The organism is Stenotrophomonas sp. 99219_Sma, assembly GCF_056480785.1.
The window spans coordinates 4,591,527-4,609,330 of the sequence record NZ_CM151117.1; the positions used below are offsets into that span (position 1 = coordinate 4,591,527).

Below are 17,804 nucleotides of genomic sequence, written 5' to 3' on the forward strand. Positions count from 1 at the left end.
TTGCGGCGCAGTCGAGCATGGCTCGACTCTACAGGGGCGCATCGCGCCCGTTTCAGAACAACGTGCCCTGCACCATGGGCTGTTCAATGCGCGCCGGCTCTTCGGCCACCGCTTCCGCACCCAGTCGCCAGGCCAGACCACCCAATCGGCTGGCGTGGCGTTTCAATGCGGCCTGCAGCACATCGGCGCTGCCGGCCACATGCAGCACCTGGCGGGCGCGGGTCAGGCCGGTGTAGACCAGTTCGCGCGACAGCACGCGGCTGTCCTGGCGCGGCAGCTGCAACCACACTTCGTCGAACTCCGAACCCTGCGCCTTGTGCACGGTCATCGCGAAGGCGCTTTCATGCGCGGGCAGTGCGGCCGGGTGGAAGGCGCGCGGCTGGTCGACGCTGTCGCCGGGGAACCAGGCCACCATCGCGCCGCTGCCATCACGCAGGCAGATGCCGATATCGCCGTTGAACAGGCGATGCCGGTAGCTGTTCTCGGTGACCAGCAGCAGGCGACCCTGGAAGTAGCCGGGGGTGTTGCCGGCCAGCAGCTGTTCGATGCGGCTGTTGAGCCCGCGTGCGCCCTGCGGGCCTTCGCGCAAGGCGGTCAGCACACGCAGGCGCCCGGCCTGCTGCAGGGCAAGCACTGGATCAGCCGCGTCGGCCAGTGCGCGCCAGTGGCCCAGCAGGTGCTCGCGCTGGCCACGCAGCGGATCGGCCTCGCCTTCGTGGAAATGCACGCCGGCCAGTTCACCGCTGCGCAGCAGCTGCAATGCTGTGCTGCTGTCGCCCTCGCGCACGGCGTGGGCCAGCGGTGCCAGATCCAGCGCATCGCTCTGCCGGTAGCCGCGCTGCAGCTGCACGCGGCGCCCGGCGAAGGCGCGTGGTGCGGCCTGCGGCTGCAAGATGGCCGGCGCCAGAAGACCATGCAGTGCCTGCGCGTCATCAGCGCGGGTACCGATGCCATCACCGCTGGCACGCAGGATCGCGCTGAGCACGTCGCCGGCCTCGACCGAGGGCAACTGATCGGGATCGCCGAGCAGGATCAACCGGGTGCCGCTGGCGATCGCGTCGACCAGCTTGGCCATCATCGGCAGATCGATCATCGAGGCTTCGTCGACCACCACCACATCCACCGGCAGCGGATTGTCGGCATGGTGGCGGAAGCGCGGTGAATCGGGAATCACGCCGAGCAGGCGATGCAGGGTGGTGCCGGTACTGGGCAGCGCCGCGCACAACGCCGGGTCCAGTCCTTGTTCCTGCAGCCGTTGCACGGCGACGCGAAGGCTCTCGGCCATGCGCTCGGCGGCACGCCCGGTGGGCGCGGCCAGCGCCACCTCGGGCAGTGGCTGGCCGGCGTGCCGGGCCTGCGCGGCCAGCAGCAGCAACAGGCGCGCGATGGTGGTGGTCTTGCCGGTGCCGGGGCCGCCGGTGACCAGCGCCAGCGGATGGCGCAGGGTCACGCCGGCGGCGCGTGCCTGATGATCTTCGCCGCCCAGTGCCTGCGGGAACAGCTGCGCGAACAAAGGCGCCAACGCTGCCATGTCCGGCGCCGGCAGCGGATGCCGGCCGATGCGCTGCAGCCCAGCCGCCAGCTGACGCTCGTACTCGCGATAGCGGCGCAGGTAGAGCAGGCCGTTCTCCAACACCAGCGGCGCATCCTCGGCGATGGCGTCGGCCTGCTCCGGCGTCGCGACCCACGGCGATGCGCACAGCTGCTCCAGCCAGTCCTGCGCGGCAGGCCACTCGGGTACGCCTTCCAGCAACCGCTGCGGTTGCGCCGGATCGAACGCAGCATGGCCTTGCGATACCGCCAGCGACGCAAGCGCAGCCGCCAGCGCCACGCTCTCGGGCGTGTCGTCGCGCAGCCGCTGCAGGCTGGTCGCCAGTGCATGGTCGAGGGTGCGCAGCAGGCCCTTCTGGTGCAGTTCCTTCAGCAGGCTCATGCACTGGCTCCGCGGGCACGCGCAGCCAGTTCGGCCTGGGCCTGTTCGCCACCGGCGAACAACGCATCCAGGGCATCCACCAGCGCCAACGGGAAGCGGTCCACATGCACACCGTTGCCGGCGGCATCCAGGCCGCGGCAGAACAGATAGCGGATGCCGCCCATGTCGCGCTCGTAGTCGTAGGCCGCACCCAGGCGGAAACGCAGCCAGCGATGCAGGGCCACGGTGTAGATCAGCGCCTGCAGGTCGTACTCGCTGTGCCGCATGGCAATGGCCAGCAGGTCCGGGCTGTAACCAGGCAGGCGGTTGGACTTGTAGTCGAGCACGTACCAGCGCCCATCGCGCACATAGGTCAGGTCGATCATGCCGGTCATCAGCCCTTCCAACCGGCGGCGCTGGCCGAAGCCGCGTCGCGTGCTGGAAACACCGTGCGCATGCAGCACCTGCAGCAGCGCCGGCACCGTGGTCGGCTCGATGGCGAAATGGAAGTCGATTTCCGCGCGACGCTCGCCTTCACCCAGGCTGTGCAGCGTACCGCCTTCGGGCAGCGGCACGGTGAGCGTGTGGCCGACCAGCGGCACCAGTACGGACACGCCATCATCCAGATCGACGTCAGCATATCCTTCGTCGTGCAGTGCCTTGCGCAATACCTCGGCCTGTCCCTCAGGGGCTTGCAGACCTGGCTGCCAATCACCCCATGCGGCGAAGTCGACGTTCTCCATCGCTTCGTGCAGCACGTTGCCGAAGCGACTGCCCATGAAGCGCGGGTCGACCGGTGTGCTGTCTTCGGCCGCCGCGGCGGGTTCCGGCAACGCCGGTTCCAGTGGCAGTTCCGGGCCAGCGGGTTCGTCGGCAGCGGGCGCCGGCAGCTCGGTGGCGGCGGCTTCGATATCACTGCCCGCGCCGGCATCGGCGTGGGCCAGCTGGGTGAAGCTGTACACCCACCAGTCGTGCGGGACGCGCCGGGTCAGGGCACGCACCGCCGGAAGGTCACCTTCCACTTCGGCCGCCAGCTGCGGCAGCGCGGCCGCTGCCTCACTGTCATCGATGTGCACATCGGCGTGCGCGCGCAGCGCCTGCAGGTCACCCAGCAGCGGCGCCAGCCGCGTCTTGCCGAGCCCGGCCAGATCACCCACGGCGATCCACAGCGCATGCTCGGCACGGGTCAGTCCCACATACAGCAGGCGCGCATCCTCGGCCCGCTGCTCGCGCTCACGTTGGTTGCTGGCCGCTTCCCAGGCCTCGTCCTTGTCCAGCTTCCAGTGCAGCTGGCGCTGGCCACCGACGTGCACCGTGCAGTGCGAGGCGGTGTTCGGTGCGCCGCCGTCGATGCCGACGAAGGGCAGGAACACCAGCGGATACTCCAGGCCCTTGCTCTTGTGCAGGGTGATGATCTGTACCCGGCGCGCATCCGATTCCAGGCGCAGCAGCTGTTGCTCGTCATCCTGATCGGCGCTGGCCATCTGCCCCTGCAGCCAGTCCAGCAGACCGTGCATGCCCAGCGCCTGCGCCGAGGCTTCCTGCAGCAGTTCGCCCAGCTGCAGGTAATTGGTCAGGCGGCGCTCGCCGTCGATCAGCGCCAGCAGGCGTTCGCCCTGTGCGGCACAGACATCGGCGATCACCGCGAACGGTCCGCCGCGCTGCCAGCGCTCGCGCCAGTTCAGCAGCTGTGCCTGGAACTCGCGTTGCAGGTCGCCCTCGCGCTCCATCGCCGCGATCGCGCTGGCGCGTTGACCGAGCAGGACAGTGGCCAACGCTGCACGCAGGCGGCCTTCGTCAGCCGGTTGCAGCAGCGCCAGCAGCAGCGCACGAAGATCGCGCGCTTCAGCGGTGGCGAACAGGCTCTGCTTGCCGGCTGCCACCGCGGGAATGCCGACCGCCGCCAGCGCGCGCTGCACCAGCGTGGCCTCGCGATGCGAGCGCACCAGCACCGCGATATCACCGGGTTGAACCGGGCGCCCACGCAGCACGGCATTGCCCGCACGCGCCTCGACCAGGATCTGGTGAATCGCAGCCACGCAGGCCTGGGTCGCGGCATCACGCGAGGCGTCCGCACTCATCGCCTTGTCACCGCCACTGCGCAGCACGCGCAGGGTGAGTGCCGTGGCGGCATGGCCATCACGCTGGTAGTCCTCGTCGATGCGCACGCCACCGGGCCGCACCGGCTCGAACTGGATGTCGCGTTCGAGGAAGGCGTCTTCGCCACCGTTGTCGTACAGCGCCTGCAACGCACGCAGCACAGCCGGTCGCGAGCGGAAGTTCTGGTCCAGCACCGGCGCCTGCTGTGCCACCTGCTTGGCCTTCAGGTAGGTGTGGATATCACCGCCGCGGAAGCCGTAGATCGCCTGCTTGGGGTCGCCGATCAGGAACAGCGCCGGTGGCAGGCCGAGTTCACGCACCTCCGGCGAATCGCCGAACACGGTGTGGAAGATGCCCCACTGGCGATCGTCGGTGTCCTGGAACTCATCGACCAGCGCGATGCGGTACTGCGCACGCAGTTGTTTCACCAGCGTCAACCGTTGCGGGCCTTCCAGTGCCAACGCCACGCCATCGATCAGGTCGTCGTAGGTCTGTACCCGGCGCGTGCGCTTCAGCGCCTGCAGGCGCTGCGTGGCTTCGGCGCGAAGCGCGTGCAGGAAGTTCAACGCGGTACCACGCAACCAGGCATCGCGTTCGGCCAGCAGCGCGACATAGCGCGCCAACGGCGCCTGCAATGGCGACGATGGCGTGCGATCGGGGAATTTCTTGTTGGTCTTGTCGGCCAGCACCTCCGGCAGCAGTGCCGGCAGGCGCTCGCTGGCCAGCATCTCGCGCGGGTCGCCGCGCTCAGCCCAGGCCAGCAGCTGTCGGCCTAGCGGGTGCAGCCAGCCCAGCTTGTAGGACACGCCGTTGATCCACTTGTTGTCGACGGCATCGCAGAGGTCGATGAAGAACTGCTCGCCATGCTCGCGAAGCGCCTGCTGCAGTTCGGCGGCGGTGGCCTGCAAGGCCGGGTGTGGATCAGCCAGCGTCACCGGCTGTGGCAACGGGTGCAGGGGCGGCGTGCCCAGCAGCGCGCGCAGATCGGCGGCCAGCGCGTCCGGGTTGGACCACAGCCAGGTCAGCGGCTCCAATGTGGCCGGGTCGTTGGCATGCACGCGCCACAGATCAGCGGCCAGCTCCTCCAACAGTTCACGATCGCTGGCCAGCAGTTCCGGCGGATCAAAGGTATGGCCGCTTTCCAGTGCATGCTCGCGCAGCACGCGGGTGCAGAAGCCGTGGATGGTGAAGATCGAAGCCAGGTCGATCTCGTCGGCAGCCACCTGCAGGCGGCGTTTCAGTGCGACCGCGCTCTCGGTTCCGCCCTGTAGATGGCGCTGCAGTACCTCGCGGGTCAACCGCAGGTCTGGCGCTTCGCCCTCGGCCGGTTCCAGATCGACCAGGCGCGCGGCCAGCGCCAGGCGCTCGCGGATGCGTTTGCGCAGTTCCTGGGTGGCCGCATCGGTGAAGGTCACCGCCAGGATCTGGCCGATACGCAGGCCCTGCTCCACCACCAGTCGGGTGAACAACGTGGCCAGGGTGAAGGTCTTGCCGGTGCCTGCGCTGGCTTCAATCAGGCGAATGCCGTCCAGCGGCAGGGCCAGGTAGGGATCGCCCGCCATACGCTGGGTTTCCTTGTCTGCGATGGCGGTGTTCATGCGTTGCCCTCCTGGCGTGCTTCGGTACCGAGAGTGCGGCCTTCGCGCACCGCGCTGAAGACCACCTGGCTGTTGCGCAGCAGCTCGGCATAGCTGGCATCGGTGGCAAACGGGTCGGCACCGCGCAGCAGCAGCTGCCAGGCGTCGCTGCTGGATTCACCCCAGCTGCGGTCGCTGCCATGCCACTGCTTCCAGCCTTCGCTGCGCTGTTTTTCTGCCGGCGCGTTGTACAGCACCCAGCCGGTGTACGGGGCAAAGCGCAGCGGCTCACGCAGGCCGCGCTGGCGCAATTGCAGCAGCGCACGCAGCGCGGCGCGTGCAGCGGGGGCGCTCAGTGCTGGCAGCACATGCGGGCCGGGCCCGGCGTCACCGCCATCGTGGAACTGCACCAGCGGCAACGCATCGCCGGCGGCGTTGGCCAGCAGCCAGTCCAGGCCCTGGCGGATCACTGCATTGCCATTGAGGGTACCGGCGCGCAGGCGCACCAAGCCCTCGGGATGCCGATCGGCCACGCGGCCATGCAGGCGCACGCCCTCGATGTCCACTTCGTAGCGACGGCTTTCCAGCGGTTCGCCCTGCATCCAGCCCAGCAACGCACTGGCATACGGGCGCGTCTTCAACTGCTCCCCCTCGAACTGGCGCTCGCCCAATGGGCCGGACGGCAGCAGGCCGCGCGCGCGCAGCCGCGGGTACAACGGCTCGGTATCGCCGCTGAGCGTGGCGCGCACCACCGCCGCCTGCACGCTGCGCTTTTCCGGGCCGCGCGATGACAGCACCAGCGGTTCCAGGTCATCGACCTCCTCGATATCGTCGGCCAGGCGCAGGCCCAGCGACTGCGCGAGGAACTGCCCGGCCGGATCGCACAGGAAACGGCGCAGGGTATCGAGTGCGACGTCGTCCTCCACCGCATCGTCGAGCGGCGGTGGCAGCGGTGCGTCGAACCACGGCTGCAGTCCACCGCGCTGGCCAGTGAGGCGACCGGCCGCCGGATGCCACTGGCGGCGATAGCTGAAGCGACGCGGATCGCCATCACCAAACGCCGCCGGTGAGAACGGCTGCATTGCGTGGCGCACGGTGAAGTCGCGGACCGCCGCAGGCGGATCGAGGTGATACGCAGCGGCGGCATCGATCAGTTCACTGACCAGCACCGACGGCTCGCGCACGCTGCCATCGCGCGGATCGGCACCGAGGTAGCTGAGGTAGAACACCTCCTGCGCGGCGGCGAACAGCTGCAGGAACAGGAAACGGTCGTCTTCGCGGGTGGAGCGGTCGCCCGGTCGGCGGCGCGGCGTGTCCAGTTCGGCGGTGAGCTGGTTGAGACCGGCCGCCGGGTCACGGCGCGGGAAATCGCCATCATTGAGGCCCAGCACGCAGATCACCCGGAATGGCAGCAGTCGCATCGGCACCATGCGGCCGAAACTGATGCCACCGGTCAGCAGCGGTGCGCGCGTATCGGCCTCGCCCAGCGCGCCGGCGAAGTGCGCACGTACCACCTCCGGCGGCACGCCTTCCGCGAAGCCGGCCTTGGCAGCATCCTCGGCGAACTGGTTGAGCAGCTTGCGCAGGCGCTCCAGGGCACGCTGGCTGTTGGGTGAACTCGGCGCGGTGGGCAGCAGTGCATCCAGCAACGACAGCAGGCGCTGTCGCCATTGCGCCGGGGTCAGCAGCTCGCCGAGGCGACGCTGGTAGATCGCCAGCACGCGCAGCAGGCGCAGCAGCCGGTCCAGCGCGTCCAGCGCGCCGCCTTCCAGTTCGATCCACGGTGCGACACCCGCCAGGTCGGCCTCGCTGCCGGTGGCATGGCCGAGCACCAGGCGATCCAGCGCGAACTGCCAGGTGTAGGCGTCGTCGGCCGGCGCCTGGTGCTGGTGGCGGTGCTTCGCATCCAGGCCCCAGCGTGCACCGGCCTGCTGCAGCCAGCCATGCAGGCGGTCGAAGTCCACCGCTTCCAGCCCGGCCGCTTCGGCCAGCGGCGCGCTGGCCAGCAGGTCCAGCACCTCATTCAGGCCAAAGCGCGAGACCGGCAGGCCCAGCAGGTGCACGAACACATCAGCCAGCGGTTCACCGGCCAGCGGGCTGCTGTCGGCCAGCGCATAGGGGATGTGCTCCTCCTCGCCACCACGGCCGCCGAACACCGCTTCCAGGTACGGCACGTAGGGATCGATGTCCGGCGCCAGCACCGCGATCTCGCGCGCCTGCAGCGGCGGGTCGAAGCGCGGGTCCTGCAGCAGGCTGCGCAGCTGGTCGTGCAGCACCTGCAACTCGCGCAGGCGGGTATGGCAGGCGTGTACCTGCAGGCTGGGGTCGTCGCTGCGAAGCCCGTCACGCAGCTCGCCCGAGGGCAGTGCGCGGCGGTGGAACAGGTCACGCTGCAGGCGATGCAGCAGGCTGTCGGACAGGCCGCCTTCGTCCAGGGTCGGCCGGGTGTCGTCCTCCGGATCGGAATAGGCGGCGATTTCGCCGGCCGGATGCACCACCTCGTAACTGCCCAGCACCGCCATGAAGTCGCGCCCGGCCGCGCCCCAGGCTTCCAGCAGACGGTTCTCGCCGGCTGCTTCGCCGAAGGGATCGGGCGCGCCGCTGCGCAGGCGCTCGGCCAGGGTCTGCAGATCGCCCCAGTACGACTGCACCGGGGTGGGCATATAGAAATGCAGCTCGCCAACACGTGCCTGGGTGGCCATCACCCGCAGCACATCGGGCGAGATGTTGAGCGTCGCGAACGCAGACATGCGCGGTGGCAAGCCCTTCGGCAAGGGTTGGCCGGCCCCTTCGAAACGGTCCAGGTATTCCTGGATGCGGCGCGCGCGGTAGTCGTGGCCGTGGGTGATGGTGCGCCACAGGATTGCCTGCGGATCGGACGGATCGGCACCGGCCGCCCAGCGCAGCAGCCAGTCGCGGCGCCACGCCTGGTACTTCTCGAACACCGAGGCCAGCTCGCCAGCCAGCGCCCACGGCTTCAATGCGTCATCGCCGGCAAGATAGGACTGCAGCGCGCGCATCGGTGGCTGCGCCAGCAACGCCGGGTCGCGCAGGGCCTGGTACAGCTTCCAATGCAGGCCGGCCGCGTCCAGGTCGTCCTGCTCGCCGCTGACGTTGGCCTTCAGCGCGCGCGCCACGAACTCACCCGGGGTGAGGAATTCGAGGTTCGCAGCCACACCGAACTCGGTGGCCAGTGTCGCTTGCAGCCAACGCCGCATCGCTACCTGCGGGATCAGCACCACTTCCGGTGCCAGCAGCGGCTGGCCAGGAACGGGCGTACGCACATTGCGCGCCAGCAGCGCGGCCAGCACGTCCAGGGAGTTGGAATGGTAGAGGCGGAAATCGCTGCCTGGGTCACTCATCATGCACAGTGTGCAGGACAGCAGGCAGTATTCAATGGTTGGGCCGCGAGCGGTACGGATTGTTCCGGGACACCAGCCGATTGTCCCGGCCTCCGCCGAGGCTTGTCGTGCAACAATACTGCACCGTCCAGTCTGCTTATGTTCAGCCGACGGGCCCGATCCTTCGATGTCTAAAAAACGTTAATGGTGCCCATGTCGGCTTCCACCTCCAGTCTGGTGCAGTTATCCAACGTCCGCATCGACCGGAGCGGACGCACGATCCTGCGCGACGTGTCGCTGCAGGTGCCCAAGGGCAGCATCACCGCCGTTCTGGGTCCGTCCGGCAGCGGCAAGTCGACCCTGCTGGCGGCGCTGACCGGCGAACTGCGCCCGGTCGCCGGCGAGGTCACCCTGTTCGGCAAGCCGATTCCGCATGACAGCGGCGCGCTGCTGGAAATGCGCAAGAGCGTGGGCGTGCTGCTGCAGGGCAACGGCCTGCTGACCGACCTGACCGTGGCGGAAAACGTGGCGCTGCCGCTGCGTACGCACACCCGCCTGCCGACCGCCGTGCTGCGGCGGCTGGTGCAGATGAAGCTGCATTCGGTGGGCTTGCTGGCCGCCGCCGATGCCTGGCCGCGCGAGCTGTCAGGTGGCATGGCGCGCCGCGTGGCGCTGGCCCGTGCACTGGCGCTGGACCCGCCGCTGATGATCTACGACGAGCCGCTGACCGGGCTGGACCCGATCGCCTCGGGGGTGATCATGAGCCTGATCCAGCGCCTCAACCACAGCCTGGGCCTGACCAGCATCATCGTCAGCCACCACGTGCACGAGACCCTGCCGATCTGCGACCAGGTGATCGCGATCGCCAATGGCGGCATCGTGTTCCAGGGCACGCCCGAGGCACTGCAGTCCAGCCAGGACCCGCTGCTGCGGCAGTTCCTGCACGGCCAGCCCGATGGCCCCATCCCGTTCGATGCCGCGCCGCGCGCGAGGGTCGCCTGATGCCGTTCGTTCAAGCCACCCGCTCGCTGGGTCGTGCCGGCCTGTTCTCGCTGACCGTGCTGCGCGGTTCGCTGCCGACCCGTGATTTCCTGGCCGAGTTGACCCGCGAGATCTACAAGATCGGTGCGCGCTCGCTGCCGATCATCGCCGTCGGCGGTGCCTTCGTCGGCCTGGTGCTGACCCTGCAGGGCTACCGCACGCTGACCACCTTCGGTGCGGCCGACGCACTGTCGACCCTGCTCGGGCTTTCGCTGTACCGCGAGCTGGCACCGGTGCTGACCGCGCTGCTGTTCATTGGCCGCGCTGGCAGCTCGATCGCCGCCGAGCTAGGCCTGATGCGTGCCACCGACCAGATCAAGGCGCTGGAGCTGATGGCGATCGACCCGGTGGCCAAGGCGGTGGCGCCGCGCTTCTGGGCGGCGGTGCTGACCGTGCCGCTGCTGACCGGCATCTTCTGTTCGCTTGCAATCAGTGCCAGCTACTTCGAAGCGGTGCACGTGCTGGGCCTGGACAATGGCGTGTTCTGGTCGGCGCTGCGCAACAGCGTGGACTTCTGGGACGACTTCGGCGTGGCAATGCTGAAGTCGGCGATCTTCGGCGGCACTGCCGCGCTGGTTGCCGCCTATGTGGGTTTCCACGCCGAGCCGACCATTGAAGGCACTTCGGTGGCGACCACCCGTGCGGTGGTCAACGCTTCACTGCTGGTGCTGATGTTCAACTTCGTGCTGTCGGCAATGTTGTTCACCTAACCCCTCCACCGGCGGTGCGCAGGCGCGCGCGGCCACAACGACTCGATCAGGTAATCCACATGGCCATCCGCGGTCCCAGACTCGAATTTTCCGTCGGCGCCTTCCTGCTGCTGGCCCTGGCCTCGCTGATGGTGCTGGCCGTGGCCTCGACCAACCAGCGCTGGAGCTGGGGCAGCGAAGGCTACGACCTGAAGGCACGCTTCTCCCAGGTCGGCCAGCTGCGCAAGCAGGCACCGGTGAAGATCGGCGGCGTCACTGTCGGCCAGGTCGCTTCGATCGACCTGGACCCGGTGAAGTTCGAATCGATCGTCACCCTGCGCATGGACAGCAAGGTCAAGGACCTGCCGGCGGACACCTCGGCCGGCATCTTCACCAGCGGTTTGCTCGGCGAGAGCTATATCGGTCTGCAGCCGGGCGGTGATCCGGACGTGCTGAAGGCCGGTGACGAGATCGTCTTCACCCAGCCAGCGGTGGACCTGATCCAGCTGGTCGGCAAGTACATGTTCAGTGGCGGTGCCGGTGGCGGCGCTGCTCAGAAGCCCAACGATGGCGCGCAGGCGCCTGCAACGGAACCGCAACCATGAAGATGAAACTGATCCCGGCCCTGCTCGCCTCGGCGCTGCTGGCGGCCACCCCGTTCCTGGCCCAGGCCCAGGCCGCTGCGCCTGCCGCTGCCGCAACGCAAAGCCAGGCCGGCAAGGTGGTGATCGATGCCAGCAGCCGCATCCTGTCCACGCTGCAGCAGCGCAAGAGCGAGTTCACCAGCAACCCGGCCAGCCTGCGCAGCTACATCGACAGCGAGCTGACCCGCACCTTCGACCGCGACTACGCCGCGCGCCTGGTGCTGGGCCCGCACGCCCGCGGCGCCTCCGACGCCGACATCAAGCTGTTCGCCGATGCCATGGCCGACAGCCTGATGCAGCGCTACGGCTCCACCCTGCTCAACATCCAGGGCAAGCCGAGCTTCCGCCTGAAGGGTGAGAGCCCGCTGCCGGGCAATCGTGGCGTGCGCGTGAGCACCGAACTGGTGCGCGCCGGCAACGAACCGACCCCGGTCGAGTACTGGATGCGCAACGTGAACGGCCAGTGGAAGATCTTCGACGTCAACATCGAAGGCATTTCCTACGTGCAGACCTTCCGCAACCAGTTCGACACCCCGCTGCGCCAGAAGGGCATCAAGCAGGTGGCCAACGAACTGCACAGCGGCAGCATGCAGGCCGGGCCCGCGGGCAATGGCAAGTAACGCACTGGCGCTGCTGGAAGGCGACACCCTGCGCCTGCGCGGGGTGCTCGACCGTGCCGCGGTGATCGCGCTGTGGCCGCAGCTGCAGGCCCTGCCGGCAAAGCTGTCACGGCTGGAGCTGGGTGAGGTCGAACGCGTGGACAGCGCCGGCCTGGCGCTGCTGGCCGAGCTGGCCGCACGTGCGCGCAAGAGCGGTCACCCGCTGGCAGTCTCCGGCGCGCCGGCCGGCTACAACGAGCTGAGCGCAGCCTACCGGCTGTCGCCCGACCTGGATTTCAACGCTACTTCTGCTGCGAGCTGACATGAACGTCGTACGCACTTTCCCCCTGATCGTCCTGGCCACCGCCCTGACCGCCTGCGCCGGCAAGCCCGCACGCAGCGATGCGCCCGCAGCCAGCACCGTGGTCCCGGCCAGCACCATCGCCGAGGCCTCTGCCCCCACCGCCGATACCGTTACGGTCGATGCCGCACCGGCAACAGCCGTGGTTGCCGCACCTGCGCCGGCCACGCCGCCATCCGCACCGGCCCGCAGCGCCGACACCGATGCGGCCAGGGCCGCGGCGGCGACCGCCCCCGGTGGTGACGACGACTTCGATGCCCTCTACGGCGGTGCCGGCAACACTGGCAGCGCGGCAGCCTACGATCCGTGGGAACCGTTCAACCGCAAGGTGCACACGTTCAACAACGCGGTTGACCGTGGCATCGCCCGCCCGCTGGCCACGGCCTACACCCACGTGGTGCCGCGCTTCGCCCGCACCGGCGTCAGCAACTTCTTCAGCAACCTGCGCGCACCGGTGACCATCACCAACCAGCTGCTGCAGGGCCGCGGTGCAGATGCGTGGGACAGCCTCGGCCGCTTCCTGATGAACAGCACGCTGGGTATCGGCGGCCTGTTCGATCCGGCCAGCAAGGCGATGGTGCCGCGTCGCAATGAGGACTTCGGGCAGACCCTGGGTGCCTGGGGCTGGCGTCGTTCGCGTTACGTGGAACTGCCGTTCTTCGGCCCTCGCACCGTGCGCGATGTGTTCGGCCTGGCCGGTGACATTCCGCTGTCGCCGATCCGCCGCATCGAAGAGGACAAGATCCGCATCGGCCTGCAGGGCATGCAGCTGGTCGATACCCGCGCGCAGCTGCTGGCGATCGACGACCTGCGTGACACCGCCGTGGACGAGTACTCGCTGGTACGCGATGCGTGGATGCAGCGCCGCAACTACCAGATCGAGAACGATCTGCGCAGCAAGCGCGACCGTGGCCACGACGATGCCAATTCGCCGATCCCGGTCGATGCGATGCCGATGCCGCAGTGGACGCACTGAGTCCGGTCTGCAGCGCATGAAAAACCCCGCCTCGGCGGGGTTTTTCTTTTCCGGTAGGTGCCAACCTTGGTTGGCACGCTTTCCTCAGGCTGCCAGCGCTGCCTCGATGGCCTCGCGCAGGCGCGCGTCATCGGCAGCCACGTCCGGGGCGAAACGCGCGATGACCTTGCCGTCGCGGCCAACCAGGAACTTCTCGAAGTTCCACAGCACCGCCGGTGCTGCGTGGATCGGGATCTCCTTGCTGGCCAGGCGCTCACGCAGCGGGCCTTCGCCGATCGACTGCGGCTGGGCGGCGGTCAGCTGCTGGTACAGCGGATGGGTATCGTCACCGGCCACGCTGATCTTGGAGAACATCGGGAAGCTGACGTCGTAGGTGAGCTGGCAGAACTGCTGGATCTCTGCCTCGCTGCCCGGCTCCTGGCCGAGGAAGTTGTTGGCGGGGAAGCCCAGTACTTCCAGACCCTGCGCGTGCTTTTCCGCATACAGCGCCTGCAGGCCTTCGTACTGCGGGGTCAGGCCGCACTTGGAGGCGACGTTGACCAGCAGCAGTACCTTGCCCTGGTAGTCGGCAAGCGAGGACGGCTGGCCGTCGATGGTGGTGAGGGAAATGTCCTGGATCGGGGTGCTCACGCGGGGGCTCCGGCAACAGCGGGGAATGGCCCACCAGCATAGCGCCGCGCGATGGCGGTAGTGCCGGCCGCTGGCCGGCAATCGTGCGACCGTTCGCAAGGGTTCATGCGGTTGCCGGCCAGTGGCCGGCACTACGATCAGTCCACGCAGATCGTGCCCTGCGCCTTGCCGTCATCAATGCGCTGGCGGCAGCCGAAGTTCTGGCGCACATCGCGCTGGCAGGTACCGGTAGCGGCGCTGCCAGCGCCCACCTCGGGACCGGCCAGGCACTGGCCCGTGCAGTCGCTTTTGCGGCTGCAGGCCTTGCCGGCATCGGCATAGGGAATCACGCACTGCTCGCGTTGCAGCCGGCCCAGCCGTTGCAGGCTGCCGCCGGCGGCCTGGCAGTCGACGTCGCGCGCTTCGCGATACGCCTCGGCCGCTTCAGGGCTGGTGGCTGCGGCAGGTGCCGCGGTCGTATCGGCAGCCGGTGGTGCGCTGCTGCAGGCGGCAAGCAGCGCGGTCAGGACAAGGCTGGTGAAGCGGCGCAGGCGCATGACGATACCTGATCGAGGCGGACAGGCCGCCAGCATACGCATCGGCGATGCAGGCGGCGTGTCAGCGTGGCTCAGGCCTCGTCGCCGTCACTGCCTTCCTCTGCTGGCAGCGCGTCCGGCAGCAACTGGCGGCTCTGCTCAACCGGCAGCGACTCGACATCCCTCAGCTTGCGGGCGATCGCGCGGGTGCGCACCCCGGTCTGGTCGATCTGCTTGCTGGCCTGGTCCAGCTTGGCCTTCACGTTGTCCAGCACATCGCCGAACTTGCCGAACTCGGTCTTCACCGCACCCAGCAGGCTCCACACCTCGCTGGACCGCTTCTCGATGGCCAGCGTGCGGAAGCCCATCTGCAGGCTGTTGAGCAGTGCGGTGATCGTGGTCGGCCCGGCGACCACCACGCGGTGGTCGCGCTGCAGCAGATCGACCAGGCCGGGGCGCCGGATCACCTCGGCATACAGGCCTTCGGTAGGCAGGAACATCACCGCGAAGTCGGTGGTGTGCGGCGGCACGATGTACTTCTCGCAGATCGACTTGGCCTGCACCTTCACCGCACGCTCCAGCTGCGCACCCTGCACGCGTACCAGTTCGGCATCACCCTGCTCCTGTGCGTCCAGCAGGCGCTCGTAGTCTTCGCGTGGGAACTTGGAGTCGATCGGCAGCCACACCGGCGTGTCGTCGCTGCTGCGACCCGGCAGGCGCACGGCGATGTCGACCATTTCGCCACTATCCGGGCGTACCTTCACCCCGCGCGCGTACTGCTCCTGGATCAGGGTCTGCTCGAGGATGTTCTCCAGCTGTACTTCACCCCAGCTGCCGCGCGTCTTGACGTTGGTCAGCACGCGCTTGAGGTCACCCACGCCGGTGGCCAGCTGCTGCATCTCGCCGAGGCCGCGCTGCACCTGCTCCAGGCGCTCCGAGACCAGTTTGAAGGACTGGCCAAGGCGTGTTTCCAGGGTGGACTGCAACTTCTCATCCACCGTCACGCGCATCTGTTCCAGCTTCTGCGCATTGTCGCTCTGCAGCGCGCGCAGCTGCTCTTCCAGCGTCGTGCGCATCTCGGCGATGCGCTGCTCGTTGCGCTGGGTCAGTTCCTGCAGGCGCAGGCCAAGGCTTTCAGTCAGGCGCTGCTGCGACTGCGCGCCCTCCTCGCGGCCCTTGCGTGCATCGTCCACCAGGGTCTGCCGCAGCGCGCCGAGCTGGGTATCGGTACGCCCGGTGAGCTCCTGCAGCTGCTGGCCAAACGCATGGATGCGGGCTTCCTGCTGCTGGCCGAAGGTCTCCAGCTGGCCGCGCAGCTCCTGCAGCCGCTGTCCCATCAACGCCGCGCCGCGCTGCTGGCTCTCGGCCGCTTCGGCGCGCGCCTTGCGGGCATCTTCGCCCAGCGCTTCGCGCAGCAGGTCCAGGCGCTGGTCGGTGCGGGTGGACAGATCGGTCAGCGCGCGGGCGAAGCCATCGAGCTGTTCGCGCAGCTCGCTGCGCCCGGCCCGCGCCTCCTCGCGCACCGCCTGTTCCAGGCGGTCATGCGGCGGGCGGCGCAGCAGGGCGACCAGCTGCAGGATGAGCACGGCCAATAGAAGGCCGCCAATGAGCAGATATTCGGTTTGCATGGGGCAAGTGTAGGCTGGCCGAGTCTCAACTGCTGCGTCAGGACCATGGTCGTCCTCTACGGAAAGCCCACCTCCATCAATGTGCGTAAAGTGCTGTGGCTGTGCGCGGGGCTGGATCTGCCCCTGCACCACGAACCGGCCCCCTCGCCGGACCTGCTGGCCACGCTGAACCCCAACCGGCAGGTGCCGGTGCTGCGTGATGGCGACTTCGTGCTGTGGGAATCCAACAGCATCTGCCGCTACCTGGCCGCACGCGCCGGTCGCGAGGATCTGCTGCCACATGCAGCAAAGGACCGGGCCCGGGTGGAGCAGTGGATGGACTGGCAGGCCAGCGACCTCAACAGCGCATGGCGCCATGTGTTCATGGCGCGCGTGCGCCAGCATCCGGACTATCCGGATGACGCCCGTGCCGAGGCCAGCCTGGCGCAGTGGAACCGGCTGATGGGCGTCCTTGATGCACAGCTGGCCACTACCGACGGCTACGTGGCGGGCAACACCTTCACTCTGGCCGACATCGTGCTCGGGCTGTCGACCCAACGCTGGTGCAGCACGCCGGGCAGCAAGCCGGTACTGGCACACGTAGATGCCTGGTTCGAACGCCTGCGGCAGCAGCCCGGTTTCGCCGAGTACGTCGACAACGGTGTGGCCTGAGCAGTGGCTTCCGCAGCTGTTGGCAGGTGTCGACCTTGGTCGACACGGCTGATCCACGCCATGCGTGGATGAAACGCTGTAGAGCCGGGCGCAGGCTCGGCTCCACAGGAAAAACCGGGCCTTACCAGCCTTCCAGCACGATCTTGCCCTTGGCGCGGTGGCTCTCCAGCAGCGCGTGGGCACGCCGCAGGTTGGCCGCGTCGATGCGCCCGAAATGCTCGCCCAGGGTGGTCTGCAGCACGCCTGTGTCGATCAGCTCGGCCACCCGGTTCAACAGGTCATGCTGGCGCTGCATGTCGGCGGTCTTGTACAGCGGCCGGGTAAACATCGACTCCCAGTGCAGTGACAACGCCTTGCGCTTGAGCGCCATCACGTCGACCTGGCCGGGATCATCGATCAGCCCCAGCTGGCCCTGCGGCGCCAGCAGTTCCACGATCTGCGCGTAGTGCTGGTCGGAGTGGGTCAGGCTGGCCACGTGCTGCACCTCGCTGATGCCGAGCCGCGCCAGGCCCTCGGCCAGCGGCAGGCTGTGGTCGATCACATGGTGTGCGCCCATTGCGTACGCCCAGTCCTGGGTATCCGGACGTGAGGCGGTGCCGATCACCGTCAGTTTCGTCAGCTTCCGCGCCAGCTGCACCAGGATCGAACCGACACCGCCGGCAGCGCCGATCACCAGCAGGGTCTGGCCTTCGCCACCGCCCTCGGGGATGCGCAGGCGGTCGAACAGCAGTTCCCAGGCGGTGATCGCGGTCAGTGGCAGCGCGGCGGCGGCGGCATCGTCGAGGCTGGCCGGCTTGCGGCCGACGCTGCGTTCGTCCACCAGCTGGTACTCGGCGTTGCTGCCCGGGCGATCGATGACGCCGGCGTAGTAGACCGCATCGCCGGGCTGGAACAGGGTCACCTCGCTGCCCACCGCGTCGACGATGCCGACCGCATCCCAGCCCAGCACGCGTGGGCCATCGGTGGCCACGCCGCGACGGACCTTGGTGTCGACCGGGTTCACCGCCACCGCACGTACCGCCACGCGCAGGTCACGCGGGCCAGGCTGCGGCAGCTCCAGTTCGATGTCGATCAGGGCCTGGGCATCATCGATCGGCAGGCCGGCTTGGGTGTAGGCAATGGCGCGCATGGCAGCGGTCC

14 protein-coding genes are annotated in these 17,804 nt (G+C 68.4%); 7 read left to right on the forward strand and 7 right to left on the reverse strand.

The window, feature by feature from the left end:
- Positions 1–52 precede the first annotated feature (52 nt).
- The 3 genes from recD to recC are packed head-to-tail and all read right to left on the reverse strand — an operon-like array spanning position 53 to position 8,954.
- Positions 53–1,933, reverse strand: a complete 1,881-nt coding sequence (recD, locus tag ACZK13_RS20910; RefSeq protein ID WP_180837995.1) for an exodeoxyribonuclease V subunit alpha — start codon at positions 1,931–1,933, stop codon at positions 53–55.
- Positions 1,930–5,610, reverse strand: a complete 3,681-nt coding sequence (gene recB, locus ACZK13_RS20915) for an exodeoxyribonuclease V subunit beta (RefSeq protein ID WP_253143487.1) — start codon at positions 5,608–5,610, stop codon at positions 1,930–1,932. Before recB ends, recD begins: the two co-directional genes overlap by 4 nt.
- The gene (recC, locus tag ACZK13_RS20920) at positions 5,607–8,954 is read right to left on the reverse strand and encodes an exodeoxyribonuclease V subunit gamma (RefSeq protein WP_125892567.1); all 3,348 of its coding nucleotides are present in this window, start codon (positions 8,952–8,954) and stop codon (positions 5,607–5,609) included. Before recC ends, recB begins: the two co-directional genes overlap by 4 nt.
- Positions 8,955–9,143: 189 nt before the next feature.
- On the opposite strand from recC, the gene ACZK13_RS20925 reads away from it, so the two are divergent.
- Genes ACZK13_RS20925 through ACZK13_RS20950 form a run of 6 tightly spaced genes read left to right on the forward strand, consistent with a single transcriptional unit; the run spans position 9,144 to position 13,240 of the window.
- Positions 9,144–9,932, forward strand: coding sequence for an ABC transporter ATP-binding protein (locus ACZK13_RS20925; protein WP_049462908.1), 789 nt, complete (start codon positions 9,144–9,146; stop codon positions 9,930–9,932).
- Positions 9,932–10,681 (forward strand): MlaE family lipid ABC transporter permease subunit, encoded by a 750-nt coding sequence (locus ACZK13_RS20930; protein WP_005414955.1) that lies wholly within the window; start codon positions 9,932–9,934, stop codon positions 10,679–10,681. Before ACZK13_RS20925 ends, ACZK13_RS20930 begins: the two co-directional genes overlap by 1 nt.
- Before the next feature lie 59 nt (positions 10,682–10,740).
- The gene (gene mlaD / locus ACZK13_RS20935) at positions 10,741–11,265 is read left to right on the forward strand and encodes an outer membrane lipid asymmetry maintenance protein MlaD (protein WP_010487482.1); all 525 of its coding nucleotides are present in this window, start codon (positions 10,741–10,743) and stop codon (positions 11,263–11,265) included.
- The gene (locus tag ACZK13_RS20940) at positions 11,262–11,924 is read left to right on the forward strand and encodes an MlaC/ttg2D family ABC transporter substrate-binding protein (RefSeq protein ID WP_010487479.1); all 663 of its coding nucleotides are present in this window, start codon (positions 11,262–11,264) and stop codon (positions 11,922–11,924) included. Before mlaD ends, ACZK13_RS20940 begins: the two co-directional genes overlap by 4 nt.
- The gene (locus ACZK13_RS20945; protein WP_032128488.1) at positions 11,914–12,225 is read left to right on the forward strand and encodes an STAS domain-containing protein; all 312 of its coding nucleotides are present in this window, start codon (positions 11,914–11,916) and stop codon (positions 12,223–12,225) included. Before ACZK13_RS20940 ends, ACZK13_RS20945 begins: the two co-directional genes overlap by 11 nt.
- Position 12,226: 1 nt before the next feature.
- The gene (locus ACZK13_RS20950; RefSeq protein ID WP_253143488.1) at positions 12,227–13,240 is read left to right on the forward strand and encodes an MlaA family lipoprotein; all 1,014 of its coding nucleotides are present in this window, start codon (positions 12,227–12,229) and stop codon (positions 13,238–13,240) included.
- 84 nt (positions 13,241–13,324) lie between these two features.
- On the opposite strand, the gene ACZK13_RS20955 is transcribed toward ACZK13_RS20950, so the two are convergent.
- The 3 genes from ACZK13_RS20955 to ACZK13_RS20965 form a co-directional block, all read right to left on the reverse strand.
- The gene (locus ACZK13_RS20955; RefSeq protein WP_010487473.1) at positions 13,325–13,870 is read right to left on the reverse strand and encodes a glutathione peroxidase; all 546 of its coding nucleotides are present in this window, start codon (positions 13,868–13,870) and stop codon (positions 13,325–13,327) included.
- 137 nt (positions 13,871–14,007) lie between these two features.
- A complete protein-coding gene (locus ACZK13_RS20960) occupies positions 14,008–14,406 on the reverse strand; it encodes a hypothetical protein (RefSeq protein ID WP_049462906.1) in 399 nt (132 codons plus the stop codon).
- A 71-nt stretch (positions 14,407–14,477) separates the two neighbouring features.
- Entirely contained in the window at positions 14,478–16,013 is a 1,536-nt protein-coding gene (locus ACZK13_RS20965; RefSeq protein WP_049400349.1) for a DNA recombination protein RmuC, read from the reverse strand.
- A 45-nt stretch (positions 16,014–16,058) separates the two neighbouring features.
- On the opposite strand from ACZK13_RS20965, the gene ACZK13_RS20970 reads away from it, so the two are divergent.
- Positions 16,059–16,664, forward strand: coding sequence for a glutathione S-transferase family protein (locus ACZK13_RS20970; RefSeq protein ID WP_071228676.1), 606 nt, complete (start codon positions 16,059–16,061; stop codon positions 16,662–16,664).
- 121 nt (positions 16,665–16,785) lie between these two features.
- Here ACZK13_RS20970 and ACZK13_RS20975 read toward each other — a convergent pair whose 3' ends face one another.
- Complete coding sequence (locus tag ACZK13_RS20975) at positions 16,786–17,793, reverse strand: zinc-binding alcohol dehydrogenase family protein (protein WP_049420932.1); 1,008 nt, start codon at positions 17,791–17,793, stop codon at positions 16,786–16,788.
- Positions 17,794–17,804 lie beyond the last annotated feature (11 nt).

Coding starts and splice junctions, on each gene's coding strand:
- recD (WP_180837995.1), bottom strand. CDS start 1,933: ATGAGCCTGCTGAAGGAACTGCACCAGAAGGGCCTGCTGCGCACCCTC.
- recB (WP_253143487.1), bottom strand. CDS start 5,610: ATGAACACCGCCATCGCAGACAAGGAAACCCAGCGTATGGCGGGCGAT.
- recC (WP_125892567.1), bottom strand. CDS start 8,954: ATGATGAGTGACCCAGGCAGCGATTTCCGCCTCTACCATTCCAACTCC.
- ACZK13_RS20925 (WP_049462908.1), top strand. CDS start 9,144: ATGTCGGCTTCCACCTCCAGTCTGGTGCAGTTATCCAACGTCCGCATC.
- ACZK13_RS20930 (WP_005414955.1), top strand. CDS start 9,932: ATGCCGTTCGTTCAAGCCACCCGCTCGCTGGGTCGTGCCGGCCTGTTC.
- mlaD (WP_010487482.1), top strand. CDS start 10,741: ATGGCCATCCGCGGTCCCAGACTCGAATTTTCCGTCGGCGCCTTCCTG.
- ACZK13_RS20940 (WP_010487479.1), top strand. CDS start 11,262: ATGAAGATGAAACTGATCCCGGCCCTGCTCGCCTCGGCGCTGCTGGCG.
- ACZK13_RS20945 (WP_032128488.1), top strand. CDS start 11,914: ATGGCAAGTAACGCACTGGCGCTGCTGGAAGGCGACACCCTGCGCCTG.
- ACZK13_RS20950 (WP_253143488.1), top strand. CDS start 12,227: ATGAACGTCGTACGCACTTTCCCCCTGATCGTCCTGGCCACCGCCCTG.
- ACZK13_RS20960 (WP_049462906.1), bottom strand. CDS start 14,406: ATGCGCCTGCGCCGCTTCACCAGCCTTGTCCTGACCGCGCTGCTTGCC.
- ACZK13_RS20965 (WP_049400349.1), bottom strand. CDS start 16,013: ATGCAAACCGAATATCTGCTCATTGGCGGCCTTCTATTGGCCGTGCTC.
- ACZK13_RS20970 (WP_071228676.1), top strand. CDS start 16,059: ATGGTCGTCCTCTACGGAAAGCCCACCTCCATCAATGTGCGTAAAGTG.
- ACZK13_RS20975 (WP_049420932.1), bottom strand. CDS start 17,793: ATGCGCGCCATTGCCTACACCCAAGCCGGCCTGCCGATCGATGATGCC.